23 protein-coding genes are annotated in these 23,086 nt (G+C 63.8%); 11 read left to right on the forward strand and 12 right to left on the reverse strand.

Going from position 1 to position 23,086, the window contains the following annotated elements; translation table 11 throughout:
* Positions 1-46 precede the first annotated feature (46 nt).
* The 8 genes from glyA to QTA58_RS01180 all read right to left on the reverse strand — a co-directional run bounded on the left by glyA (position 47) and on the right by QTA58_RS01180 (position 7,995).
* The gene (glyA, locus tag QTA58_RS01145) at positions 47-1,336 is read right to left on the reverse strand and encodes a serine hydroxymethyltransferase (protein WP_085422982.1); all 1,290 of its coding nucleotides are present in this window, start codon (positions 1,334-1,336) and stop codon (positions 47-49) included.
* A 304-nt stretch (positions 1,337-1,640) separates the two neighbouring features.
* A complete protein-coding gene (locus QTA58_RS01150) occupies positions 1,641-2,972 on the reverse strand; it encodes a L,D-transpeptidase family protein (protein ID WP_085422981.1) in 1,332 nt (443 codons plus the stop codon).
* 251 nt (positions 2,973-3,223) lie between these two features.
* On the reverse strand, positions 3,224-3,856 hold the full coding sequence (locus QTA58_RS01155) for a phosphoribosyltransferase family protein (RefSeq protein WP_289671385.1): 633 nt from the start codon (positions 3,854-3,856) through the stop codon (positions 3,224-3,226).
* Positions 3,853-4,530 carry an energy-coupling factor transporter transmembrane component T gene (locus QTA58_RS01160; RefSeq protein WP_085422979.1) on the reverse strand — a complete coding sequence of 226 codons (678 nt, stop codon included), beginning with the start codon at positions 4,528-4,530 and terminating at the stop codon, positions 3,853-3,855. Before QTA58_RS01160 ends, QTA58_RS01155 begins: the two co-directional genes overlap by 4 nt.
* Positions 4,527-6,047 carry an ATP-binding cassette domain-containing protein gene (locus tag QTA58_RS01165; protein WP_289671386.1) on the reverse strand — a complete coding sequence of 507 codons (1,521 nt, stop codon included), beginning with the start codon at positions 6,045-6,047 and terminating at the stop codon, positions 4,527-4,529. The genes QTA58_RS01160 and QTA58_RS01165 overlap by 4 nt, the downstream gene beginning before the upstream one ends.
* A gap of 15 nt (positions 6,048-6,062) precedes the next feature.
* Positions 6,063-6,632, reverse strand: a complete 570-nt coding sequence (locus tag QTA58_RS01170; RefSeq protein ID WP_289671387.1) for an aminotriazole resistance protein — start codon at positions 6,630-6,632, stop codon at positions 6,063-6,065.
* Between the two features lie 175 nt (positions 6,633-6,807).
* Positions 6,808-7,323: a MarR family winged helix-turn-helix transcriptional regulator gene (locus tag QTA58_RS01175; RefSeq protein ID WP_143531681.1), complete on the reverse strand. Its 516-nt coding sequence runs from the start codon at positions 7,321-7,323 to the stop codon at positions 6,808-6,810.
* A gap of 234 nt (positions 7,324-7,557) precedes the next feature.
* Complete coding sequence (locus QTA58_RS01180; protein ID WP_085422975.1) at positions 7,558-7,995, reverse strand: DUF6163 family protein; 438 nt, start codon at positions 7,993-7,995, stop codon at positions 7,558-7,560.
* A 136-nt stretch (positions 7,996-8,131) separates the two neighbouring features.
* Between QTA58_RS01180 and hemB the strand changes: the two genes are divergently transcribed.
* Positions 8,132-9,142, forward strand: coding sequence for a porphobilinogen synthase (gene hemB, locus QTA58_RS01185; protein ID WP_289671389.1), 1,011 nt, complete (start codon positions 8,132-8,134; stop codon positions 9,140-9,142).
* 5 nt (positions 9,143-9,147) lie between these two features.
* Here the strand turns inward: hemB and QTA58_RS01190 are convergent, their stop codons facing one another.
* Positions 9,148-9,375: a hypothetical protein gene (locus QTA58_RS01190; protein ID WP_289671390.1), complete on the reverse strand. Its 228-nt coding sequence runs from the start codon at positions 9,373-9,375 to the stop codon at positions 9,148-9,150.
* A 148-nt stretch (positions 9,376-9,523) separates the two neighbouring features.
* On the opposite strand from QTA58_RS01190, the gene QTA58_RS01195 reads away from it, so the two are divergent.
* The 6 genes from QTA58_RS01195 (at position 9,524) to QTA58_RS01220 (ending at position 12,816) form a co-directional block, all read left to right on the forward strand.
* Positions 9,524-9,790: a BrnA antitoxin family protein gene (locus QTA58_RS01195; protein WP_289671392.1), complete on the forward strand. Its 267-nt coding sequence runs from the start codon at positions 9,524-9,526 to the stop codon at positions 9,788-9,790.
* Positions 9,791-9,868: 78 nt separating this feature from the next.
* Positions 9,869-10,327 (forward strand): RDD family protein, encoded by a 459-nt coding sequence (locus tag QTA58_RS01200; RefSeq protein ID WP_085422971.1) that lies wholly within the window; start codon positions 9,869-9,871, stop codon positions 10,325-10,327.
* Between the two features lie 129 nt (positions 10,328-10,456).
* Complete coding sequence (locus tag QTA58_RS01205) at positions 10,457-11,218, forward strand: arginyltransferase (RefSeq protein WP_085422970.1); 762 nt, start codon at positions 10,457-10,459, stop codon at positions 11,216-11,218.
* Complete coding sequence (locus QTA58_RS01210) at positions 11,215-12,123, forward strand: DMT family transporter (protein ID WP_289673312.1); 909 nt, start codon at positions 11,215-11,217, stop codon at positions 12,121-12,123. The genes QTA58_RS01205 and QTA58_RS01210 overlap by 4 nt, the downstream gene beginning before the upstream one ends.
* A gap of 85 nt (positions 12,124-12,208) precedes the next feature.
* Positions 12,209-12,430, forward strand: coding sequence for an AbrB/MazE/SpoVT family DNA-binding domain-containing protein (locus QTA58_RS01215; RefSeq protein ID WP_085422968.1), 222 nt, complete (start codon positions 12,209-12,211; stop codon positions 12,428-12,430).
* Positions 12,427-12,816, forward strand: a complete 390-nt coding sequence (locus QTA58_RS01220; RefSeq protein ID WP_289671393.1) for a type II toxin-antitoxin system death-on-curing family toxin — start codon at positions 12,427-12,429, stop codon at positions 12,814-12,816. Before QTA58_RS01215 ends, QTA58_RS01220 begins: the two co-directional genes overlap by 4 nt.
* Here the strand turns inward: QTA58_RS01220 and parC are convergent, their stop codons facing one another.
* Positions 12,817-15,072 (reverse strand): DNA topoisomerase IV subunit A, encoded by a 2,256-nt coding sequence (gene parC / locus QTA58_RS01225; RefSeq protein ID WP_289671394.1) that lies wholly within the window; start codon positions 15,070-15,072, stop codon positions 12,817-12,819. It abuts the gene before it with no gap.
* Positions 15,073-15,304: 232 nt separating this feature from the next.
* Here parC and QTA58_RS01230 point away from each other — a divergent pair, with 232 nt between their 5' ends.
* Positions 15,305-16,495 carry a hypothetical protein gene (locus tag QTA58_RS01230; protein ID WP_289671395.1) on the forward strand — a complete coding sequence of 397 codons (1,191 nt, stop codon included), beginning with the start codon at positions 15,305-15,307 and terminating at the stop codon, positions 16,493-16,495.
* A 234-nt stretch (positions 16,496-16,729) separates the two neighbouring features.
* Here QTA58_RS01230 and QTA58_RS01235 read toward each other — a convergent pair whose 3' ends face one another.
* Positions 16,730-17,053: a DUF1236 domain-containing protein gene (locus QTA58_RS01235; protein WP_085422964.1), complete on the reverse strand. Its 324-nt coding sequence runs from the start codon at positions 17,051-17,053 to the stop codon at positions 16,730-16,732.
* A gap of 197 nt (positions 17,054-17,250) precedes the next feature.
* Here QTA58_RS01235 and QTA58_RS01240 point away from each other — a divergent pair, with 197 nt between their 5' ends.
* Together QTA58_RS01240 and QTA58_RS01245 are read left to right on the forward strand one after the other, a co-directional pair.
* A complete protein-coding gene (locus tag QTA58_RS01240) occupies positions 17,251-18,663 on the forward strand; it encodes a cytochrome P450 (protein WP_289671397.1) in 1,413 nt (470 codons plus the stop codon).
* Positions 18,664-18,672: 9 nt separating this feature from the next.
* Positions 18,673-19,677 carry a lipid A biosynthesis lauroyl acyltransferase gene (locus tag QTA58_RS01245; protein ID WP_289673313.1) on the forward strand — a complete coding sequence of 335 codons (1,005 nt, stop codon included), beginning with the start codon at positions 18,673-18,675 and terminating at the stop codon, positions 19,675-19,677.
* Between the two features lie 79 nt (positions 19,678-19,756).
* On the opposite strand, the gene aspS is transcribed toward QTA58_RS01245, so the two are convergent.
* The gene (aspS, locus tag QTA58_RS01250; protein WP_085422961.1) at positions 19,757-21,544 is read right to left on the reverse strand and encodes an aspartate--tRNA ligase; all 1,788 of its coding nucleotides are present in this window, start codon (positions 21,542-21,544) and stop codon (positions 19,757-19,759) included.
* A 237-nt stretch (positions 21,545-21,781) separates the two neighbouring features.
* On the opposite strand from aspS, the gene QTA58_RS01255 reads away from it, so the two are divergent.
* The gene (locus QTA58_RS01255; protein ID WP_289671399.1) at positions 21,782-23,020 is read left to right on the forward strand and encodes an MFS transporter; all 1,239 of its coding nucleotides are present in this window, start codon (positions 21,782-21,784) and stop codon (positions 23,018-23,020) included.
* Positions 23,021-23,086 lie beyond the last annotated feature (66 nt).

Raw genomic sequence — 23,086 nt, forward strand, 5'->3', positions numbered from 1 at the left:
TCGCGATTCCGGACGGAAAACCGCCTCACACTTTTCCTGGAATTGCTCACATATAGGGGTACATGGGGAAGCGGTCGGTGAGCTTCACGACCTTTTCCCGCACGGCGGCCTCGACGCCCGCATTGCCCTCGTCGGAATTGGCGATCTTCAGGCCGTCGAGAACCTCGATGATGAGGTTGCCGATCTCCTTGAACTCCGCCTCCTTGAAGCCACGCGTCGTGCCGGCCGGCGTGCCGAGACGGATGCCCGACGTGACGAAGGGCTTTTCCGGATCGAAGGGAATGCCGTTCTTGTTGGTGGTGATGTAACCGCGGCCGAGCGCGGCCTCGGCGCGCTTGCCGGTAGCGTTCTTCTTGCGCAGGTCCACCAGCATCAGGTGGTTGTCGGTGCCGCCGGAAACGATGTCGAGGCCGCCGGCCTTCAACGTCTCGGCGAGCGTCTTGGCGTTCTTGACGATCTGGGCGGCGTAGTCCTTGAACTCCGGCTGCAGCGCCTCGCCGAAGGCGACCGCCTTGGCGGCGATGATGTGCATCAGCGGGCCGCCCTGCAGGCCTGGGAAGACGGCCGAGTTGATCTTCTTCGCCAGTTCCTCGTCATTGGTCAGAACGACGCCGCCGCGCGGGCCGCGCAGCGACTTGTGCGTCGTGGTGGTCGCCACATGGCAGTGCGGGAACGGCGACGGATGCTGGCCGCCCGCGACGAGGCCGGCGATATGGGCCATGTCGACCATCAGATAGGCGCCGATCGAATCGGCGATCTCGCGGAAACGCTTCCAGTCCCAGATGCGGGAATAGGCGGTGCCGCCGGCGATGATCAGCTTCGGCTTGTGTTCCTCCGCCTTCTTCTGCACCTCGTCCATGTCGAGCAGGTTGTCGCCCTCGCGCACGCCGTAGGAGACGACGTTGAACCACTTGCCGGACATGTTGACGGGCGAGCCGTGGGTCAGGTGTCCCCCGGAGTTGAGGTCGAGGCCCATGAACGTGTCGCCCGGCTGCAGGAGCGCCAGGAAGACCGCCTGGTTCATCTGCGAACCGGAATTCGGCTGGACGTTGACGAAATCGACGCCGAAGAGCTTTTTGGCGCGCTCGATGGCGAGTTCCTCGGCGATATCGACGAACTGGCAGCCGCCGTAATAACGCTTGCCCGGATAACCCTCGGCGTACTTGTTGGTCATGATCGACCCCTGGGCTTCGAGCACGGCGCGGGAAACGATGTTTTCCGATGCGATCAGTTCGATCTCGTGGCGCTGGCGACCCAGCTCCTTTTCGATCGCGCCAAAGATTTCCGGATCGGATTCTGCGAGCGGGCGAGAAAAGAAGGCATTGGCGTTCGACATGTGCGAAGCTCCTCAAACGGGGTGGGCATGCGAATGTCGCGTCTTAGCGTTCCGGCTTTCGCAGGGCAATATGGGGGAGCGACATTTGCCGGCCGGAAGGCGCGCGACATAGTGGCTTCGTTGGGGCGACGGTTGCTCTTGCCCCTCACCCTAGCCCTCTCCCCGCCCGCGGGGAGAGGGAACGTGCCTCGCGCCAGGTATATGGGAGGGGAATCGACGCGGCATATTTCCTTCTCCCCGCGTGCGGGGAGAAGGTGGCGGCAGCCGGATGAGGGGCAAACAAGATGAAGAGCGAGCGCCGGTCTTATTGCGGCAGCATGTCGTCCTCGACCGAACCGGCGGGGCGTTCGATGCCGGTCGTGGTCTGCAGCGCGAGCTCCTGGTTGCCGTCGCGTTCGTAGATGTCGTCGCGGAACTGGACGACGCGGTCCTTGGCCGACCAGGCGGTGACGTAGACGATATAGACCGGCACTTCCTGCGCCAGCCTGATCGGGTTGTTCTGGCGGGTCGAGATCACCCGTTCGATCTCCTGGCGCGACCAGCCGGGCGTGTCGCGCAGGAGCCAGGTGATGAGGTCGCGCACGTTCTGCACGCGGATGCAGCCGGAGGATTCGAAGCGCATCAGCTTGTTGAACAGGCCCTGCTGGGGCGTGTCGTGCATGTATTCGTTGTTCGGATTGTGGAAGTTGATCTTCGTCGAGGCCATGGCGTTGATCTTGCCCGGGTCCTGCCGGAACATCAGGTTCGGAGCCTTCGGCGCGAACCAGTCGACCGTTTCCGGCGCCACTTCGTTGCCCTTGCCGTCGATCAGGCGGATGTTGTTGCGGGTGAGATAGGTCGGATCCTTGCGCATCAGCGGAACGATGTCCTTCTCGACGATCGAGCGCGGCGCGGTCCAGTAAGGGTTCAGGATGACCTCGTAGATCTTCGAGTTGATGGCATGCGTCGGGCGGTCGATGCGGCCGACGACCGCGCTGTTGCGCAGCGCCACGCGGTCGTTCTCCACCGCCTCGATATAGGCGGCCGGGATATTGACCATGACGTAGCGCGGGCCGAGATCGCCGGACATGGACTGAAGCCTCACGAGGTTCGTCTCGAGCTGGCGCAGGCGCACGTCCGCCGAAATGTTCATCGCCTTGACGGAATATTCGCCCATGACGCCGTCGGCCGGCAGGCCGTGGCGCGCCTGGAAGCGCTTCACCGCGCCGTCGACGTAGGAATCGAACGAGGACGACATGCCTGCCTCGCGCGGCAGATCGCCGGAAATCATCAGGCGCTGGCGCAGCGCCTGGACGGACGGATCGACCACGCCGAGGCGCAGGCTCTGGCCGCCGGAATTGACCTCCGGCCAGCCGCCGTTCGAAACGATCTGCTGGTAGTCGAAGATCGCCTGCTGGATGTTCGCCGGACCGCTGGGGCCGAGGATCGGATTGTTGGAGACGACGCCGACGGCGGTGCGCGAGGCGGCCTTGGCGTCGAACTGGTCGTCCCAGGTGCCGCGGCGCGGCGCATTGAGGAGATCGTCGAATGCCGACTGGGCAAGAGCGGGGGCTGCAAGCGCCGCAGCACCGGCGGAAACGGCCGAACGCAGGAGCGCGCGGCGGGAAAGAGCTTCAGATCCGATCTTCTTCGACATCACACTACCCATCTGGTCCCGAGCATCTCATCAAGACGCCTACAGGGATATGGTTAACAAACGCGCAAAAACGACGCGCCGCCGGCTCGGCTTCCGCCGTCATCGCAATGTTTGTGAAAACGCGAATTCCCGCCGGCCCATGCCTCTGCCGGTCCCATAGCAATATGGCGAATTGGTGTCAGGTAAGAACCTGTCACAAAGCCGTGTGGGCCTGTGTGATTTTTGCCGCCGCTTGCGGCGGGCGGCGGGCCTCAGAGGAAGGTCCCGGGAATCGGCTCCCATCTGCCGCCGACGGCCGCAAATTGCGGGATGTGCGCGAGGCTTCGGATCAGGGCCGCATCCTCCCCGAGCGTCTCCTGCCAGTCGCGCGCCTCCGTCAGGATGACGCCGATGCCGACGACATCGCCGCCCGCCGCCCGCACGAGCTCCACCGATCCCCTGATGCTCGATCCGGAGGCGACCACATCGTCCACCACGACCACCCGCTTGCCCTCGATCAGCGGTACCGCCTGGCGGTCGAGCAGCAGGCGCTGTTCGCCCTTGGAGGTGATCGACGAGATCGTCTGCACCAGCGCGTCGCCCAGATGGATTTTCGGAGACTTCTGCAGGATGACGTAATGGTCGAGGCCGAGCGCGCGGGTGACCTCGATCGCCACCGGGATGCCGAGCGTCGCCGCGCCGACGATGACGTCTGGCTTCAGCGGCGCCAGCTTCTCGGCGAGCTTCCTGCCGACATGCTCGCCGAAGCGGACGCCGAGATCGATCACCATCATCAGCGAAATGGCGAAATCGGGCTTGATCGCGACGATCGGCAGGTCGACGGGAAAACCGGCGACATCGAGGCTGTAACTGGAGCCGGTCAGCGGCGAGGTTTCGGACGTCATCTCTTCTCATCCTTCGATAGGGGAAAGCGCGGCTCGACCAGGAGGCCGACATTGCGCCAGGTGGTGCGTTTGCGCTTCAGGTCGAAGCCGTAGATCGACAGCGACAGCGAGATCGCGTGGGCGGTGCGGATCGCCTGCACGAGCAGCGGCACGCCGCGCGCCAGCGCAAACCGCAGCCGCGTCGGAAAGGAGACCGCGTCGATTTCCATGCCGCGGGCGCGCTGCGCATCGGCGATCCGCTCGAAATCCTCGCGCAGCATCGGGATCATGCCGAAGGTGAGCGACAGGACGAGCGTGACGATCGGCGGAAGGCGGAGCGCGCTGCAGGCCGCCAGGATCGAGCCCGGCGAACTGGTCTCCATCACGAAAAAGAAGGCCGCCGTGGTGGTGACGAGCCTGGCCGCCATGCCGAGCGCCACCTGGACCGCCTCCAGGACCGGCATGCCCTGGATCAGAAGATTGACGCTCCAGCTCGCGACGACGAGCAGCGTCAGCAGGACGGCGCCCTTCAGATAGGCGCGGAAGCCCGGCGTGCGGGCCACCCACAAGAACAGGACCATCAGGATCGACAGCGGCAGGCCGTAGACCCAGCCGGGCACCAGCCAGGCGGCGAGCATGACCAGAAAGGCACATGCCAGCTTGACGAAGAAATTGAGATCGTAGAGGGCCCTCATGCCGCCTCCCCTCGCCCGTCCGCATAAGGTGCCGGCCAGCCGAGTTCGCGAAACGCACGGCTTGTCCAGCCGTTCCGCGTCGCGCCGTCGAAAGCGATGCGGCCATCCTCGAGGATCAACGTGCGCGACGCGACATCGTCGATCAGCTCCAGGTCGTGCGAAATCAGCATGACGGCATTTCCGGCCGAAAGCATGGCATCCAGGAACCGGTCAAGCATGCGCCGGCCCTCGATATCACGCGCCAGGAGCGGCTCGTCGAGAATCGCCACCCGCACCGCCGCCGCTTCGGCGCAAGCAAGCCCCAGCAAGGCCTGCTGGCGGGCGGAAAGCGAGAACGGATTGGCCTCGGACAGCGCACCGAGACCATATCCCGAAAGCATGTCCCGCGCCCTTCCGGCAACGTCCGCGTCCGGAGTGCCCGTCTTCGCCGTCATGGCGAAAGCGACTTCCTCGGTCAGGGTCATGTTGAAGAGAATGCGTCGCATGTTCTGCGGCAGATAGGCGATCTGCCGGGCGCGCCGGGCCGGCGTCCAGCCGTCCGCCTTTTCGCCGGCGATGGAGATCGAACCCTCGCGGATTTTCGAAAGTCCGAGAATCGACTGGAACAGCGTCGTCTTGCCGGCCCCGTTGCGGCCGATCAGCCCCACCGTCTCGCCGGCCTTGAGCTCGAAGCCGACATCTTCCAGCACCGCCCGGCCGTCGGCGCGCCTCAGTTCGGTGCGGATACGATCGACGGCGAGAAGCGGACCTCCGGTCGGAAAGCCTTTTCGGGGAACGGATTGCCGCCGCGGAGGCAGGATGCCCGCCTCGATCCAGGGCGCCCGAAGCGGCATCAAATCCGCAGCCGGCCGGACCTCCGAAAGCCGGCCCTTCGAGAGAAGCGCCACCCGATCCGCCACCGTCTCCAGGGCCGCCGGATCCTGTTCGGAAACCACGAGGGCCGGCACCTGGCCGGCAAGCCTTTCGATCAGCCGCACCAGCCTGCGGCGCGCGGCCGGATCGAGCCCGGTCGTCGGCTCGTCGAGGACGAGAAGGTCCGGCGGTGCGGCGAGAGCCGCAGCGATCGCCACCATGCGCCTTTCGCCCCCAGACAGCGTCAGCACCCTTCGGCCCCGCAAGGCGCTGAGCTCCATTTCCGTGAGCAAGGCCTGCAGCCGGTCGCGGATTGCGGCCTTCGCCACCCCGCGATTTTCCAATGGGAAAGCGATCAGATCCTCGACATTCAGGTCCCAGAGCTGGTCCTCGGCGTTCTGGGCGAGGCTGGCGATCGCGCTGAAGAGTTCGTCCTTCGCCAATTCCGCCATCGGCCGGCCGCAGAACATGACCGAACCGGCGAAAGCCGGCGCGGCGACGAGCCCCGGAATGATGCCGGCGACGACGTTCAGAAGCGTCGACTTGCCGCTTCCGGCAGCGCCGCAGACGAGAAGCCGCTGGCCGGCTTCGACGGAGAGATCGGCATCGGCGATGACGGGCGCGTCACCACCGAAGCCGACAGTCAGATCACGGATATCGAGCACGGGTCCAAGAAGTCCCTAGAACCTGGTGAAGCCCGCCGGATGGGCGCTCTTCAGAATCTTCAGCGCCGGGACGACCAGAAGCGGCGTGCCGATGATCATCGGCACGATGTCCGAAAGGCCGAGATAGCCGACCGCCCACCAGAACGGGAAGATGCCGAGATAGGCAAGGCTCGCCGACACAAACACAACCATGACCAACCCAACAATCAGGCAGACTGCCGCAATTTTGATCAGCGTTATGCGGTCGAAGGTCGTCTTTGCCGGATCGAAGAGCAAGCCGGGAACGAGACCGGTCAGGCCCACCATGATGCCGTCGACGATCAGCGAATGGGCAGGAATGAAGGTGCCGGCCAGAAGCGACCAGACGAGCGTGCCGAGATAACCGCAGATGAAGCCGCTTTTCCAGCCGAGCAGGATGCCGACGAGCGGCGGCAGGAAGGCGAAGATGCGCCACTGGATGACGCCGGGCACGAGCTGGATCGGATTGGCATAAGCCCAGAGAACCCCTGTCGCCGCAGCCGCGACGATGGAGAGCACGATGGGAAAGAGAATATTGCCGTCGGTCTTGGTGATGGTCTGTTGCATCTTCGAAACCCCTCAAAAAGTGCGGGTTTTACGAAGCAAGATGCGTGCCGAACGGGTAGCCTGGGTCGCTGGATCGCGAAAACCGGATGCGCAGGGGACGCATCCGGTTCCGATCGCTGCTGGAGGTCTTTTACCTGCGGTCGCCCGTGGATCGGGTGGCCGCCGGGGTTGTCGATTACAGCCGATAGAGGATCTGGTCGTTCCAGAAGCGGTCGAGGCGCTGGAGCAGCTTGTTCATCTGGGTGAACTCGCCTTCGCCGATGCCGCCGACCTTTTCGATCGAGCCGATGTGGCGCTCGTAGAGCTTGGCCACGGTTTCGGCGATCTCCTGGCCTGCCGGCGTCAGGCTGATGCGGACCGACCGGCGGTCGATGCGCGACCGGGCATGGTTGATGAAGCCGAGATCGACCAGCTTCTTGACGTTGTAGGAGACGTTGGAGCCGAGATAGTAACCGCGGGAGCGCAGTTCGCCGGCCGTCAGTTCCGAATTGCCGATGTTGAACAGCAGGAGCGCCTGGACGGCGTTGACGTCGTCGCGACCCTGGCGGTCGAACTCGTCCTTGATCACATCGAGAAGACGGCGGTGCAGGCGTTCGACCAGATGCAGCGATTCCATATAAAGGGCGCGAATGGTGTCTTCATGCGGATCTGCTACTGCCGGTGCCGCCTGCGGCTTCAGTTTCGTGTTCATCATGACTGCCTCACTCTGTTTTGTTTGGCGGTGTTTGTTTTCTTCCCGCCTTGAGACAGACACTATCCAATACGCATAAAATTCGACTTAAAACATAGGCTTAACAAGTGCTTAACGCGTTCCGGCGAATTCCGGGGGCCGGCCACCGACACTCGGCGCGATTATTCTCCTTCGTTATAAATCAATGACTTAGAGTCGATTTTTCCCGCAAATCGAGCCGCGAAAGCTTTAATTTCAGGGTAAATCAATCCTTACCTGCTCCGCCTTCCGGCGCGCTTCGAGCCACAGGGAGAGGCGAAAAACGATGTAAAGCGCCGCCACAAAGCCGTGCATCAGGGGCACGAGCCGGTTGTGTCCGAAGACTTCGGGCCACATCATATACATGAGGACCTGAGAGACGGCGGCGATCGCCCAGAGCACCGGCCCCCAGGAAACCGTGAGCCAGAGGCCGAGCGAGGCGACCGGAAAAAGCACGGCGAGCGAGGAGGCCGCCACCTTCCAGGGCAGGCTCAGGAGATCGAAGCGCGCCATGCCGTGCAGGGAATAGCCGACCAGCATCGCCCAGTATTGCAGGCCGAACCAGAAACAGGTGACCGCGATCATCCTGAGGAAGACCACGTAAAGGATTTCCGTCAGCGTGCGCCTCGGGACGTTCAGTGAATCAGGCTCCATGCCGCCACTTTACCCATCGCAGGCCGCCACCGCCAGCCGCAAAGGCGACCGGCGCTGCGGCGATCCCGCCCATTCATAAACACTATGCCGCGTGCTATGGAGCGGCGCAACGACAGAAGAACGGAGACACACCGCCATGGACAAGACGCATCTGGTCGACGAGATCACCGGCCACCGCCGCATGCGGCGCAACCGCAAGGCCGACTGGACGCGCCGGCTCGTACAGGAAAGCCGCCTGACCGTGGACGACCTCATCTGGCCGATCTTCATCGTGCCCGGCACCGGCATCGTCGATCCGATCGCCGCCATGCCGGGCGTCAACCGGATGAGCGTCGACAAGGCGGTGGAAGCGGTGAAGGAGGCTGCCGATCTCGGAATTCCGGCGATCGCCACCTTCCCCGACATCGAGATGGAGCTGCGCGACGTCACCGGATCGCAGAGCCTGGTCGCCGACAACCTGATCAACCAGGCGACCGCGGCGATCAAGAAGGCGGTACCGAACATCGGCGTCATCACCGACGTGGCGCTCGACCCCTTCACCAGCCACGGCCATGACGGCATCCTGCGCGACGGCGTGATCGTCAACGACGAGACCGTGGACCAGGTGGTCCGGGCCGCGATCATGCAGGCGGATGCGGGCGCCGACATCATCGCCCCGTCGGAAATGATGGACGGCCGCATCGGCGCCATCCGCCGCGGGCTCGACGCCGCCGGCCACCAGGACGTCGGCATCATGTCCTATGCGACGAAATTCTCCTCCGGCTTCTACGGCCCCTACCGCGAGGCGATCAACACGAGCGGGCTGCTCAAGGGCGACAAGAACAGCTATTACATCTCGCCGGCCAACGGCACGGAGGCGGTGCGCGACGCCGCACTCGACGTCGAGGAAGGCGCCGACATGCTGATGGTGAAGCCGGGGCTCGCCTATCTCGACATCTGCTGGCGCCTCAAGGAAGCCTTCGGCCTGCCGACCTTCGCCTACCAGGTCTCCGGCGAATACACGCAGATCAAGGCGGCCGCGATGAACGGCTGGATCGACGGCGAGCGGATCATGATGGAGACGCTGCTCTGCTTCAAGCGCGCCGGCTGCGACGGCATCCTCACCTATTTCGCGGTGGATGTGGCGAGGAAGCTGGCCAAGGGGTGAGCTGCCTAGTCTATATTTTTATCTATATTTCTGTCTGCTGATGGGGTATCTTCATGGAATTCGATTGGCATGAACCGAAACGGCAAAAGACCCTCATAGAACGCGGGTTGGATTTCGGGGAAATTCTCCCTGCATTTTTCGATCCCCATCGGCTCATTGTCATCGACGACCGCAGGAACTATGGCGAGACGCGATGGAATTTGCTCGGGCGGATCAACAGTCGCCTCTTCCATGTCACGTTCACCGTCCGCGGCGACATAACGTGGATAATATCGGCGCGGAAAGCCAACGATCGGGAGCAAAGGCGCTATGACAATCGGCAAGGGTAAAGCAGTATTATATGACGGGGTCGTGTATGAACGCAGGCCCGACGGAAGCCTCGTGCCGTTTGAAAACAAAACCGATTACGCCCGCCTCGATGCCATGACCGACGAGGAGATCGAGGCAATCGCAGCGGCCGACGAGGACGGTCCGCCGATGAGCGACGAGGAATGGGCAAGGGCGGTCAACATCCCGGTGAAGGTTCCGGTCGGCATCAAGCTGGACAGCGACGTGCTCGATTGGTTCAAATCCGGAGGGCGCGGCTATCAGACCCGCATGAACGCCGTTCTCCGCAGATATATGGAGACCCATCGCAAGGCCGGCTGATTTCTCCCCTCAAAGCAGGGCGTTGCATTCGGAGGCCTTCCCTCCCATATTTCGGGCAGAAACAGGAGACGAAACGCGATGAGCCTCGACCCGAACCCCACCTATGCCGCGCCCGACGACTGGCGCGCCTATAGCGGCGTCCTGTCCCGGCGGGTCTTCGCCTTCATCATCGACTATCTGATCGTGCTGCTGCTCTGCATTCCGGCGGCGGTCGTCGTCTTCTTCCTCGGCATCATCACGCTCGGCCTCGGCTTCATGCTCTATCCGGCCCTCTTCGTGATCGTGGCGCTCTTCTATTTCGGCTTCACCCTCGGCGGGCCGGCGCAAGCCTCTCCCGGCATGCGCGCCATGGGCCTCGCCATGGTGCGGCTCGACGGACGGCGGATGGATTTCCTGACGGCGGTGGCGCATACCGTCATCTTCTGGATCATCAATTCGGTGCTGACGCCGCTGATCCTGCTCGCGGGCCTCTTCATCGAGCGCTCGCGCCTCGTGCACGACCTGCTGCTCGGCACGGTGGTCGTCCGGACCTCGTAAACAAAGCGTTACCTGCGCAAAGATTTGTCGTGCAAGCCGTGCTGCGCAGCACGGCGCATGGTTGACGTTTCGCTTTTATGCGCCATGGTATGACATTGACGTGAATAAAGACGGGACCCCCGCGACGCAATGAACACCCAGGCAACGCCCTCACCGCAGTTCTATCTGACGGCCCCGGCAGTTTGTCCCTATCTTCCCGGTGAAATGGAGCGCAAGGTCTTCACCCACCTGGTCGGCCCGCGGGCCGCCGAGATGAACGACCTCCTGACGCAGGGCGGCTTCCGGCGCTCCCAGAACATCGCCTATCGCCCGGCCTGCGAATCCTGCCGCGCCTGCATATCGGTGCGCATCCTCGCCGGCGAATTCGAGCCCAACCGCTCGATGCGGCGCGTGCTCGCCACCAACCGGGACGTGGTCGCGACGGTCTATCCGGCGCAGCCTTCGACGGAACAGTTCTCCCTCTTCCGCCGCTATCTCGACGACCGGCACCAGCGCGGCGGCATGTCCGACATGTCGGCGCTCGACTATGCGATCATGGTGGAAGACACCCACGTCAACACCCGCATCATCGAATACCGGCGCCGCCAACCGGGCTCCGGCATCGGCGCAGAACCGAGGGGCGAACTGATGGCCGTCGCGCTGACGGACATGATGAGCGACGGGCTTTCGATGGTCTATTCCTTCTTCAATCCCGAGCTGGAACGGCGTTCGCTCGGCACGTTCATGATCCTCGACCACATCAACCGCACGAAAGCACTCGGCCTGCCGCATGTCTATCTCGGCTACTGGGTCAAGGGTTCGGCGAAGATGGGCTACAAGACCCGCTTCCAGCCGCAGGAGCACCTGACCCCGCGTGGCTGGGAACTCTACGATCCCTCAACCGACGCCTGACATCATTCTCCATGGACAATCACAAGAAGGGCCTCGTGCTCACCACCATCGGCGGGCTCGCGCTCTCCTTCGACGTGCCGCTCATGAGGCTCGGCCACGGCGAACTCTGGTCCACGCTCGCGCTGCGCAGCGTCACCACCTTCGCCGCGGCGATCGTCCTCTGGCTGCTTCTGCGCCGCTTCGGCTCCGCCCGGCCAGTGCTGGTGCCCGGCAGAGCCGGCCTCGCCGCCGGCCTCTGCTACGGCATTTCGACGATCGCCTTCCTCGGCGCCGTCTTCAACACGGCGACCGCAAACGTCGTCTTCATCGTCGCGTTCACGCCGATGTTCGCGGCCCTGCTCGGCTGGCTCTTCCTGAAGGAGCGTCCCTCGCCCTCGACGCTTCTCACCATGCTGGCGATGCTTGCGGGCGTCGGGCTGATCGTCTCGGGCGGGCTCGCCGGCGGGCATCTTCTCGGCGACATCCTCGCGGCCACCGTCTCGCTCCTCCTGGCGCTGGCGATCACCATCGGCAGGGCGGCGCGCATCGACATGGGTTTCGTGCCGCTCGTCGCGACCGTCATCCCGGCGCTGATCGGGCTTTCCTTCGTCGGCGCGTCCTTCCGGGCCGGTACCGGCGGCTTCTCGGTCGCCGATCCGTTCTGGGTGATGCTCGACGGCGCCGTGATCATGCCGCTCGCCTTCTGGTGCCTCGCGACCGGCCCGAAATACCTCTCCGGCCCGGAAGTCGGCATGTTCTACCTGCTCGAGACGATCCTCGCGCCGATCTGGGTCTGGCTGATCTTTTCCGAAATCCCCTCTTCCCGCACGCTCCTCGGCGGCGCGATCCTCGTGCTTGCGCTGATCGGCTATTCGCTCCGGCAGATGCGGCGGGTGGAGAGGTTGAGGGCGCAACCGGCAGCCTAGCTGATCGCATTGCATCTAAAGCGGCATCATGTTATAACGCCGTTGCAACATCGTTGCGACACCTGTCCCGTTCCGGAGTGTGAACATGAACGCCACCATTCGCAAGATCGGTAATTCCGAAGGCATCATCATTCCCAAGGAAGTGCTCGACCGCATGGGATTGAAGACGGGCGACACGCTGGAGATTCGCGAGAACGACGGCAATATCGAGCTCGTTCCGGAACAGGCGGATCTCGCCGAGCAACTCAAGGCTGCGCGCCTCGGCATGCAGAAGTATCGTGTGGCGCTTCGGGAGCTTGCGAAGTGAAAGCCGTAAAATGGCTTTCACGGCAAGCTATAGAGATCATCCATGCGGAACAGTTGGCAGAACACGGCGGCCTGCCGGGACTGAAGGATGAAAACGCGCTGGAGGCAGCTCTTGCGCGCCCTCTCCATAAGCACGCCTATGGAGAGGAAGATGTCTTCGTGCTGGCGGCCGCCTATCTCTATGGTCTGGCCCGCAATCATCCCTTTTCGGACGGCAACAAGCGTACAGCATATCTGGCGGTCTTCGCCTTTCTGCTGATCAACGGCTACCTTATCGAAGCCACACAGGCTGAAATCATCGAACTCGTCCTTACAGTCGCCGCCGGTGAAATCGACGAGGAAGGTGCGACGCGGTTCCTGCGCGATCACACCGTCCCCTATCCATGATCACCCCGAAAACTTGCCGCTTCTCGGAAAGCCCTTCGGCACGAGGCGGCCGGCGGAGGCGCGGTCGCCCATCCATTCGGCAAGCTCGTCCTTGCTGCGCGTGAAGGAGCGGCCGGCGCTGTCTTCCCAGGAGAGGCCGTCGGCCATCGCGAAGCACTTCACGTCGGAAATGCCGCCGTCCTTGTAGCGCTGCAGGCGCACGCCCTTGCCGCGGGTCATCTCCGGAAGCTGTGCGAGCGGGAAGACCAGTAGCTTGCGGTTCTCGCCGACCACCGCGACATGATCGCCCGACACCGGCACGACCAATCTCGCCTCGTCCGGCATCGACACGTTCATAATCTGCTTGCCCTTGCGGGTATTGGCGACCATCTCGCTTTCCGCGACGACGAAGCCGTTGCCGGCGGTGGAGGCGAGGATCAGCTTGCGCGACGGGTCGTGCACGAAGGCGGTCAGGATGTCCTGGTCGTTCTCCATGTCGACCATGATGCGCACCGGCTCGCCGTGGCCGCGGCCGCCCGGCAGCTTGTCCGCGCCGAGCGTATAGGCCTTGCCGCCGGTGGTGACGAGCAGCAGCTTGTCGGTGGTCTGCGCCGGGAAGGCGAGCTTCGGCCCGTCGCCCTCCTTGAAGGTGAGGCCGGACGTATCGGACATGTGCCCTTTCAGCGCGCGGATCCAGCCCTTCTGCGAGACGACGACGGTGATCGGCTCCTTCTCGATCATCGCCTGCTGGATCGCCTCGACATCGGCCTCCGGCGCTTCGGCGAACTGGGTACGGCGGCGGCCGAGCTCGGTCGCCTTGGCAAACTGCTTCTTCACCTCCTGGATTTCCCAGGCGACGGTCTGCCACTGCTTCTCGTCGGAGGCGAGCAGCGCTTCGATATCCGCCTTTTCCTTGGTGAGAGTGTCGTGCTCGGTGCGGATCTCGATCTCTTCGAGCTTGCGCAAGGCCCGCAGCCGCATGTTGAGGATCGCCTCGACCTGGAGGTCGGTGAGCGACCAGCGCTCCATCATCACCGGCTTCGGCTCGTCCTCCTCGCGGATGATGCGGATCACCTCGTCGATGTTGAGGTAGGCGACGAGCAGGCCGCCCAGGATTTCCAAACGCCGGTCGATCGCCGCCAGCCGGAAACGCGAGCGGCGGATCAGCACGTCCTTGCGATGCGCCAGCCATTCGACCAGCACTTCGTTCAGCGCCATCACCTTCGGCACGCGCCCCATGGAGAGCACGTTCATGTTGAGCGGCAGGCGGCTTTCAAGCTCGGTGAGCTTGAAGAGCGATTCCATCAGAAGCGTCGCGTCGACCGTGCGGCTCTTCGGCACCAGCACGATGCGGATGTCTTCCGCCGATTCGTCGCGCACGTCTTCGAGCAGCGGCAGCTTGCGGGCGACGAGCAGCTCGGCGATCTTCTCGATCAGCCGCGACTTCTGCACCTGGAACGGGATTTCGGTCACGACGATCTGGTAGCCGCCGCGGCCGAGATCCTCGGTCTCCCACCTGGCGCGGACGCGGAAGCCGCCGCGGCCGGTCTTGTAGGATTCGATGATGCTCTCGCGGCTGTCGATGATGATGCCGCCGGTCGGCAGGTCCGGTCCCGGCACGAATTCCACGAGCTTCTCGACCGTCGCGTCCGGATGCTTGATCAGATGCAGCGCGGCATCGCAGAGCTCGTGGGCGTTGTGCGGGGGGATCGACGTCGCCATGCCGACCGCGATGCCCGACGAACCGTTCGCGAGCAGGTTCGGGAAGGCGCCGGGCAGGACGACCGGCTCGGAATTGGACTCGTCGTAGGTGTCGCGGAAGTCCACCGCGTCCTGGTCGATGCCTTCGAGCAGAAGCTCGGCCACCGCCGTCATCTTGCTCTCGGTGTAACGCATGGCGGCGGGACTGTCGCCGTCGATATTGCCGAAGTTCCCCTGCCCGTTGACGAGCGGGTAGCGCAGCGAAAAATCCTGGGCCAGGCGCGCCAGCGCGTCGTAAATGGACTGGTCGCCATGGGGATGGTAGTTACCCATCACCTCGCCGACGATCTTGGCGCATTTGCGGAATGCGGCGTTCGGACGAAGGCCCATCTCGCTCATCGCATAAACGATGCGGCGATGGACGGGCTTCAGCCCATCGCGCACGTCCGGCAGGGCGCGCTGGGTGATGGTGGACAGCGCATAGGAAAGGTAACGCTCCTCGAGCGCCGCCTTGAGGTCCACCGGAAGAATGTGATCGCCCCCGTCGCCGGGGGGTGGTGTCAGATTTTGTCCCATGGGCCTTGACTAGCGGAAAGCCTGATTCCCGGCAAGAATCACAGGGGAAGCGATTGTGGAGAACGGCGGGAAAAATGGAATTTGATCTTTCGTTTACCTTTCGGCCAGTGTCGCAATTTCGCCGCGAGGAATATCGAACAAGGCCATGGATGTTTTATCGTCCTTCCATATAACTGCCGCAGGACCCCATAACGACCGCGGGCCGGACCTTCGCCCGCCAGGAGGAAAATCGATGCAATACTCCACCAAGGCCCGGCTTCTTCTCGCCGGTGCCGCGCTTTCCGTGTTCGCCGGCCCGGCCTTCGCGCTCGACGGCAACGATCTCGTCGCCAAGATCAACACCGTGCTCTCGGTGCAGAGCGGCGGCGGTTTCTCCGCGGAATCGGTCGCGGTCAACGGCCAGGACGTGACGCTCACCAATGCGAGGTTCACGGCCAACGGCGGCAAGCAGAGCTTTCCGCTCGGAACGATCAGCTTCGAAGGTGTCGCGGAAGACAACGGCGGCTACACGGTCGAAACCGTCTCCTTCGACAACGTCAACGTCACCAACGAAGGGATGAACTTCACGGCCTCGGACATCTCCATGAGCGGCCTCGTCATTCCGTCCGATCCGAATGCCGACAGCCTGGACGCCCTCCTGCTCTACGACACGGCGCATGTCGGCAGGATCGCCGCGACGATCGACGGCAAGCCGGCCTTCTCCGTCGACGAAGTGACCACCACCACCGATATCGCCGCCGACTCCTCCTCGATCGGCTTCGATTTCCAGGCCAACGGCATCAAGAGCGACCTCAGCCTCGTGGAAGACCCCAAGGCCAAGGATACGATCCAGCAGCTCGGCCTGACGTCGATCGACGGCAAGATCACCATGCGCGGAAACTGGACGCTCGCGGACGGCACGATCGATGTCGACGAATATGCCTTCGACTTCGCCAATATCGGCCGTTTCAACATCGCCCTCAGCGTGGCCGGCTACACGCTGGATTTCGCCAAGTCCGTGAACGAGACCGTGAAGGCGATGGAGGCCAATCCCAACCGGGAAGAGGCGCAGCAGGCGGCAAACCTCGCCATGCTCGGCCTGATGCAGCGGCTCACCTTCAACAGCGCGGAAATCCGCTTCGAGGATGCCGGCATCACCAAGCGGGCGCTCGACTTCGCCGGCAAGAGCCAGGGCACCACGGGCGAGCAGATGGCGCAGATGCTGAAAGGCATGACGCCGCTGGTGCTGGCGCAATACAACCTGCCGGAACTGCAGAACATGCTGAGCGCTGCGGCCAACACCTATCTCGACAATCCCGGCAGCTTCACGATCAGCGCCGAGCCGGACAACGCCGTGCCCTTCCCGATGATCATGGGGGCGGCCATGGGCGCGCCGAACACCTTGCCGCAGGTGCTCGGCGTCAAGGTGACGGCGAACGACTGAGGCCCTTTCCGCCCCGGCAAAGGAAAACCCGGCACGCGGGCGCCGGGTCAGACTGCTGACAAAGGTTCGAAAATCTCCGATCGTCATGCTCGGGCCTGTCCCGAGCATCTGCAAACCGTTGACGTTTATAGATCCTCGGCACAAGGCCGAGGATGACGCCGAGCAAGAAGCGAGGTTTGTCATCAAGCTGACCCGGCACGCGGGCGCCGGGTTTTCCACCGCTCGTGAAAAGCGTTATTCCAGAACCTGGATCACCGCCCGGGTCTGCGGATTGACGATCACGCGGCGCTCGTTGACCACCGTGTAGGCGTAATCCGGATGCTCCTGAATCGTGTGGACCTCGACGGTATCCGGCAATGTGGTGCCGACCGCGACCGTGCCGTCATACGTGACCGACGGAACGCTCTGTTCCATCACATAGGTGCGGACCTCGCCCGGAAGTTCCACCGTCGTCGAGCCGGTGACGGCCGGGTCCTTGGTGATGACCGTCGTCTGAGCATAGGCTGCGCCCGAAAGCGCGATCAGGGCCGCGGAGGCGGCGAGCAGAGTCTTGCGCATATTCTTTCTCCCTGTGCTTGCGGCGCCCTAACAACAAAGGCACAAAGAAGGTTCCCAATCCCTTCCCGACACATGCCGAGTGCATCGCGGCACCTTGACGCCGCGGGCAAAGGCGAGTGAAAACCACTGTGCGGTGCGGCACGACGGTTACCCGTCGCCGGAAAGGGCCGTAATCTCGACGAAAGGCTTTCTTTTTCATGCTGTCCTGGCTTGCGGCCGAAACCCAGACGATCGAGACCCTCGACAGTCCCCGGAAGCGTTTCGAGCCCGCCCACCCCTCCTATTACAGCGGCAAGCCGGGCAATCAGCTGCAGCGGCTCCTGACCGCGCGGCGCGACTTCCTGTCGATCTGGCGGCAGAGCGACCACAAGGAGGTGGTCAATGCCGTCACCCTTCTCGGGCGGCAGATCATCGCCGTGAACTCCCCCGAGGCGATCAAATATGTCGTGGCGACGCGGCATGAGAATTTCGAGCGCAAGACCCCGCAGATGCGCCGGGCGCTGGAATACCTGCTCGGCGACGGCCTGTTCATCTCGGACGGCGAGACATGGAAGCAGAGGCGCCCGCTCGTCGCCGATATCGTCCACAAGCATCGCGTTCCCGCCTTCGGCGACATCATGAAGAACACGTCGCTGGAACTCGTCGAGCGCTGGAACAGGCTCGGCGACGGCGCCTCCGTCAACGCGCTCTACGAGATGGCGGGGCTGACTGCGGAGATCATCTCCCGCAGCGTCTTCGGCAACGATCTCGGCGAGGAACGCGCCGGCATGGTCACCGACGGCTTCACCAGCTACCAGTCGCTGATCGATTCCATCAATATCGGTTATTTCCTGGGCTTCGACGACGGCCTGCCGCTCTTCAAGACGCCCACGCTGCGCCGCTCGGTCAAGCGCATCCACCGCATCATCGACCAGGTGATCGAGGACCATCTGGCCGGCAGGGGCGACGACAATTCCATGGTCGAGCTCCTGGTGCGCAGGCAGCAACGCAATCCGGAACTCAAGCTCGACGTCGTGGCGCTGCGCAACGAAGCCGCCACCATCTTCATGGCCGGCCACGAGACGACGGCGGCGACGCTCACCTGGGCCTGGTATCTGCTCTCCAAGGCGCCCTGGATCGAGGAAGCCGTGCATGCGGAGATCGAAGAGGTTTGCGGCGGCAATGTGCCCACGGTGGCCGACGTGCCGAAGCTCAAGTGGTGCACGGCCGTCATCGAGGAGACGCTGAGGCTCTATCCGCCGGTGCCCATCCTCGCCCGCCAGGCCAGGCAGGCCGACCGGATCGGCAACCTGGAGGTCAAGCCGGCCTCGCTCGTCATGATCGTGCCCTGGGTGCTGCACCGGACGCCTTCGCTCTTCCCGGACCCGCATCTCTTCAAGCCGGAGCGCTTCATCGAGAAACGGCCGGTGCCCTACAGCTACATTCCCTTCGCGAGCGGCCCGCGCATCTGCCCCGGCCTGCAGTTCGGCCTCACCGAGGCCATCCTCTGCCTCGCCGTGCTCGCCCAGCGCTTCAGGCTGCGCGTGCCGGAAGGCCACAGGGTGGAGCCCGTATCCCGCCTGACGCTCAGGCCGCGCGGCGGCCTGCCCGTGACGCTGCACCGCCGGTGACCCGTGACGATGGAGCCCGGACGGACGCCCGACGAAAACCCGACCAAACGCAAGGCCTGGCTTTACAGGGAGCCGGGCGCCCCGCCGCTTGCGGATTTCCTCGCCGGCGGCGAGGCGCGGCGGCGATTCGTCGATTTCTGGCTGCGCGACAATGTCGGCAATGCCGGCGAAATCCTGATGTTTTTCGCCTTCAAGCTGCTGCCGGCCGCCCTCGTCTCCGACATCGGCGGCTTTCTCGGCCGTTTCGCAATGCCGCGCTGGCACAAGAAGGCGCTTTCCCGCGTGCGGAGCAATCTCAGGACCATCCGGCCGGACGCCTCGGACGCGGATATCGACCGGTGGGCGGAAGAGTTCGCCGATTCCCAGGGGCGCCAGCGGGCGGAATATTCCGTCCTCCGGAGGATCGCCGCGGATGGCTCAAACATCCGCCATGTGGGCACCGAAGACATGGCGGCGCAATGTTCCGGCCGTCCCGTGATCTTCATCGGCTTCCACACGGGAAACCTGGAACTGCTCTGGCAATGCCTGATCGGCATGGGGCTCGACGTCACCACCAATTACGATCCGCCGAAGCGACGGTCGCACCAATGGATCACCAACAGGGTCCGCCGGCGCGGGGGGCTCGGGCTCCTTCCGCCCGGGATAAGCTACGTCCGGCCCGCGCTCAGGATCCTGGAGGCGGGCGGAAAGCTGATCATCTATTGCGACGAGGGTTTCGGCGGAAAGCTGCGCGCTCCGTTCTTCGGGCGTCCCATGCATCTGCACAGCAACTACGCGGTGGTCGTCCGCATGGCGCGCAAGACGGGCGCGCTCATCCGCCCCGTCTATCTCACGCGCGAAGGCGGCATACGCTTCGCCTTCCATGCGCTGCCGCCGGTCGAATTGCCGCCGGAGGAAATCCGGGGGAGCCGGCTGGCCGAGGACGTGATGCTGCTCAATTCCGTCGTAGAGCCCGTCATCGCCGCCAATCCGGGCCAGTGGTTCTTCCTCGACAACCGGATCGTGCCGCTCTGAGTTTAGGTTCACCCAGCACACGGGTGTAAAAACGGCGGCCCGAAAGCCGCCGCCAAAACCTCTCGCTTGAAAAGGAAAATCAGTCCTTCTTCGGCGGGATCACCCGGATCGAGAGCTCCCGGAGCTGCGTCGGGGTCGCCTCCGAAGGCGCGCCCATCAGGAGGTCCTGCGCCTGCTGGTTCATCGGGAAGAGCGTGATCTCGCGGAGATTCTTCGCGCCCGTCAGAAGCATGACGATGCGGTCGATGCCGAAGGCGGCGCCGCCGTGTGGCGGAGCGCCGTACTGGAAGGCGCGGTAGAGGCCGCCGAAGCGGTCTTCCACGTCCTGCCGGCTGAGGCCCACCATCTCGAAGGCCTTGACCATGACTTCCGGCAGCTGGTTGCGGATCGAGCCAGAGGCGATCTCGAAGCCGTTGCAGACCGCGTCGTACTGGTAGGCCTTGATCGCCAGCGGCTCCTTGCCTTCCAGCGCCTCCAGGCCGCCCTGCGGCATGGAGAACGGGTTGTGGGCGAAATCGATCTTCTTTTCTTCCTCGTTATATTCGAAGAACGGGAAGTCGACGATCCAGCAGAGCTCGAAGCGATCCTTGTCGGTGAGGTTCAGCTCCTCGCCGACGCGGGTACGGGCCTCGCCTGCGAACTTGTAGAACTTGTCCGGATCGCCGGCGACGAAGAAGCAGGCGTCGCCGTCGTCGAGGCCGAGCTGGGTGCGGATCGCCTCGGTGCGCTCCTCGCCGATATTCTTGGCGAGCGGACCGGCGCCCTCCAGCTTGTCGCCTTCCTTGCGCCAGAAGATGTAACCGAGGCCCGGCTGGCCCTGCTGCTGGGCCCAGGCGTTCATGCGATCGCAGAAGGCGCGCGAGCCGCCGGTCTTGGCCGGGATGCCCCAGACCTCGACCTTCGGGTTCGAGGCGATCATGTTGGCGAAGACCTTGAAGCCGGAGCCCGCGAAATGGTCGGTCACCGCCTCCATGACGATCGGGTTCCTGAGGTCCGGCTTGTCGGAGCCATACTTGCGGATCGCCACGTCATAGGGGATGCGCGGCCATTCCTTGGTGACCGGCTTGCCGTCGGCGAATTCCTCGAAGATCGAGGTCATCAGCGGGCCCATCGTGTTCCAGACGTCCTCCTGGGTCACGAAGCTCATTTCGAGGTCGAGCTGGTAGAACTCGCCCGGCAAGCGGTCGGCGCGCGGATCCTCGTCGCGGAAGCAGGGCGCGATCTGGAAATAGCGGTCGAAGCCCGCGACCATCAGGAGCTGCTTGTATTGCTGCGGCGCCTGCGGCAGGGCGAAGAACTTGCCCTGGTGGATGCGGGAGGGCACCAGGAAGTCGCGCGCGCCTTCCGGCGAGGACGCCGTCAGGATCGGCGTCGTGTATTCCGTGAAGCCGACATTGGTCATCTCGCGGCGCATGGCCGAGATGATCTGCGTGCGCTTGACGATGTTCCTGTGCAGCGTCTCGCGGCGCAGGTCGAGGAAGCGGTAGCGCAGGCGCACGTCTTCGGGGTAGTCCGGCTCGCCGAAGACCGGCAGCGGCAGCTCCCGTGCCGCGGAGAGCACTTCGATCTCCTGCGCGTAGAGCTCGACCTCGCCGGTCGCCATCGCCTTGTTGACGGTATCTTCGGAGCGCGCCTTGACGAGGCCGTCGACGCGGATCACCCATTCGCCGCGCACGGCTTCGGCCGCCTTGAAGGCCGGGCTGTCCGGATCGGCGACGATCTGAGTCGTGCCGTAGTGGTCGCGCAGGTCGATGAAGAGAACGCCGCCATGATCTCGCACGCGATGCACCCAGCCGGCAAGGCGGACGGTGGAGCCGACATCGGACTTCCGGAGGGCGGCACAGGTATGGCTGCGGTAACGATGCATTTCAAGTTTCCTGGACTGGTGCTTTTTACGGTCTCTCGGCGTGCAAAGCTCCGCCGGCCGATCTTATGGAAAATCGGCGCGAAAAGCGCATGATGGGCCTGCTTTGTCAAGACTTGTCACGGTTTGTCGCAGTGCAGCACGTTTTGCGCTGTCTTTCGGGGTATGGCTCGTCTAAGACGAGTACCACGCCGGAACGACGTTCCCGCAAGCCCCTGCCCGCAGTCTCCAAAGTCTTCGATGAGCCATATCCGTCCGCTGATCCCCCTTCTCGTCACCGCAGGCATCCTGATCGGCGGCAACGGACTGCAGGGAACGTATATCGCGCTGCGCGGCTCGGCGGAGGGCTTCTCGCCCTCCATCATCGGCATGATCGGGGCGGGCTACAGCGTCGGCTTCGCGATCGGCTGCATCTACGTGACGCGGTTCCTGCGCGCCATCGGCCATATCCGCACCTTCTCGGCCATGGCCTCGGTTTCGGCCGCTTCGGCCATCGGCATGTCGATGATCATCGATCCGACCTTCTGGTTCGCGATGCGCTTCGTGACCGGCATCGCGGTCGCGAGCCTCTTCGCCACCGTCGAGAGCTGGATCAACGCCAAGGTCACCAATGCCAACCGCGCCCGCACGCTGTCGGTCTACCGCCTGGTCGATCTCACCTCGGTGACGGTCGCGCAATATATCATCCCCGCCGCCGGGATAGACGGGCCGCTCGTCTTCAACATCATCGCGATCGCGCTGACGCTGTCCCTCGTGCCGATCTCGCTCGCCGACAAGTCGGGCCCGGCGCCGCCGGAGACGATCGCCTTCGACCTGAAGGCCGTCTGGCGCATCTCTCCGCTCGCGGTCGTCGGCGTCGTCGCCGTCGGGCTTTCCATGGCGGCCTTCCGCAATATCGGACCGATCTATGCCGAAGAGCTCGGCATGAGCATCACCGCCATCGCCACCTTCATGAGCGCCGGGATCATCGGCGGCGTGGTGCTGCAATATCCGCTCGGCATCTATTCGGACAAGCTCGACCGCCGCCGCGTCATCGTCTGGACGACGATCGGGTCGATCATCACCGGCGCCTATCTCTCCTTCGGCGCAGGCACCAACGAGACGGCGAACATCGTCGGCGTCTTCCTGTTCGGCGCCTTTTCCATGCCGCTCTATTCGCTCTGCTCGGCGCACGGCAACGACTATGCGAAGCCCGGCGAGCATGCGCTGGTTTCCGCCGGCCTGCTGTTCTACTGGTCGATCGGCGCGACGGTCGGGCCGCTGCTTGCCTCGATACTGCTCGAATATTACGGCCCGCGGGCCTTCTTCCTCTATACGTCCTTCATCTTCGCGGGCTTCCTCGTCTTCACCCTGCGCCGGATGCGGGCACGTCCTCCCGTGCCGCCGTCGGAACGTTCTTCGCGCTTCCGCTCGCTTCTCAGGACCTCGGCCTATTTCAACAAACTCGCCAGCCCGCCTGATAAAGATGAGCGCGAGTAGAGGTTAAATGTCGTTCTGTATTGACATATGCGGCCGGACGGGAAAGGAAGGTTGATCTTCTTTATT

This window comes from Neorhizobium sp. CSC1952 (genome assembly GCF_030378245.1).
GTDB lineage: Bacteria > Pseudomonadota > Alphaproteobacteria > Rhizobiales > Rhizobiaceae > Neorhizobium > Neorhizobium oryzae_A.

Excerpts from the sequence above, each read along its gene's own strand:
- glyA (WP_085422982.1), bottom strand. The coding sequence starts at position 1,336 with ATGTCGAACGCCAATGCCTTCTTTTCTCGCCCGCTCGCAGAATCCGAT.
- QTA58_RS01150 (WP_085422981.1), bottom strand. The coding sequence starts at position 2,972 with ATGTCGAAGAAGATCGGATCTGAAGCTCTTTCCCGCCGCGCGCTCCTG.
- QTA58_RS01155 (WP_289671385.1), bottom strand. The coding sequence starts at position 3,856 with ATGACGTCCGAAACCTCGCCGCTGACCGGCTCCAGTTACAGCCTCGAT.
- QTA58_RS01160 (WP_085422979.1), bottom strand. The coding sequence starts at position 4,530 with ATGAGGGCCCTCTACGATCTCAATTTCTTCGTCAAGCTGGCATGTGCC.
- QTA58_RS01170 (WP_289671387.1), bottom strand. The coding sequence starts at position 6,632 with ATGCAACAGACCATCACCAAGACCGACGGCAATATTCTCTTTCCCATC.
- QTA58_RS01175 (WP_143531681.1), bottom strand. The coding sequence starts at position 7,323 with ATGAACACGAAACTGAAGCCGCAGGCGGCACCGGCAGTAGCAGATCCG.
- QTA58_RS01180 (WP_085422975.1), bottom strand. The coding sequence starts at position 7,995 with ATGGAGCCTGATTCACTGAACGTCCCGAGGCGCACGCTGACGGAAATC.
- hemB (WP_289671389.1), top strand. The coding sequence starts at position 8,132 with ATGGACAAGACGCATCTGGTCGACGAGATCACCGGCCACCGCCGCATG.
- QTA58_RS01190 (WP_289671390.1), bottom strand. The coding sequence starts at position 9,375 with ATGGAAGAGGCGACTGTTGATCCGCCCGAGCAAATTCCATCGCGTCTC.
- QTA58_RS01200 (WP_085422971.1), top strand. The coding sequence starts at position 9,869 with ATGAGCCTCGACCCGAACCCCACCTATGCCGCGCCCGACGACTGGCGC.
- QTA58_RS01205 (WP_085422970.1), top strand. The coding sequence starts at position 10,457 with ATGAACACCCAGGCAACGCCCTCACCGCAGTTCTATCTGACGGCCCCG.
- QTA58_RS01215 (WP_085422968.1), top strand. The coding sequence starts at position 12,209 with ATGAACGCCACCATTCGCAAGATCGGTAATTCCGAAGGCATCATCATT.
- parC (WP_289671394.1), bottom strand. The coding sequence starts at position 15,072 with ATGGGACAAAATCTGACACCACCCCCCGGCGACGGGGGCGATCACATT.
- QTA58_RS01230 (WP_289671395.1), top strand. The coding sequence starts at position 15,305 with ATGCAATACTCCACCAAGGCCCGGCTTCTTCTCGCCGGTGCCGCGCTT.
- QTA58_RS01235 (WP_085422964.1), bottom strand. The coding sequence starts at position 17,053 with ATGCGCAAGACTCTGCTCGCCGCCTCCGCGGCCCTGATCGCGCTTTCG.
- QTA58_RS01240 (WP_289671397.1), top strand. The coding sequence starts at position 17,251 with ATGCTGTCCTGGCTTGCGGCCGAAACCCAGACGATCGAGACCCTCGAC.
- QTA58_RS01245 (WP_289673313.1), top strand. The coding sequence starts at position 18,673 with ATGGAGCCCGGACGGACGCCCGACGAAAACCCGACCAAACGCAAGGCC.
- aspS (WP_085422961.1), bottom strand. The coding sequence starts at position 21,544 with ATGCATCGTTACCGCAGCCATACCTGTGCCGCCCTCCGGAAGTCCGAT.
- QTA58_RS01255 (WP_289671399.1), top strand. The coding sequence starts at position 21,782 with ATGAGCCATATCCGTCCGCTGATCCCCCTTCTCGTCACCGCAGGCATC.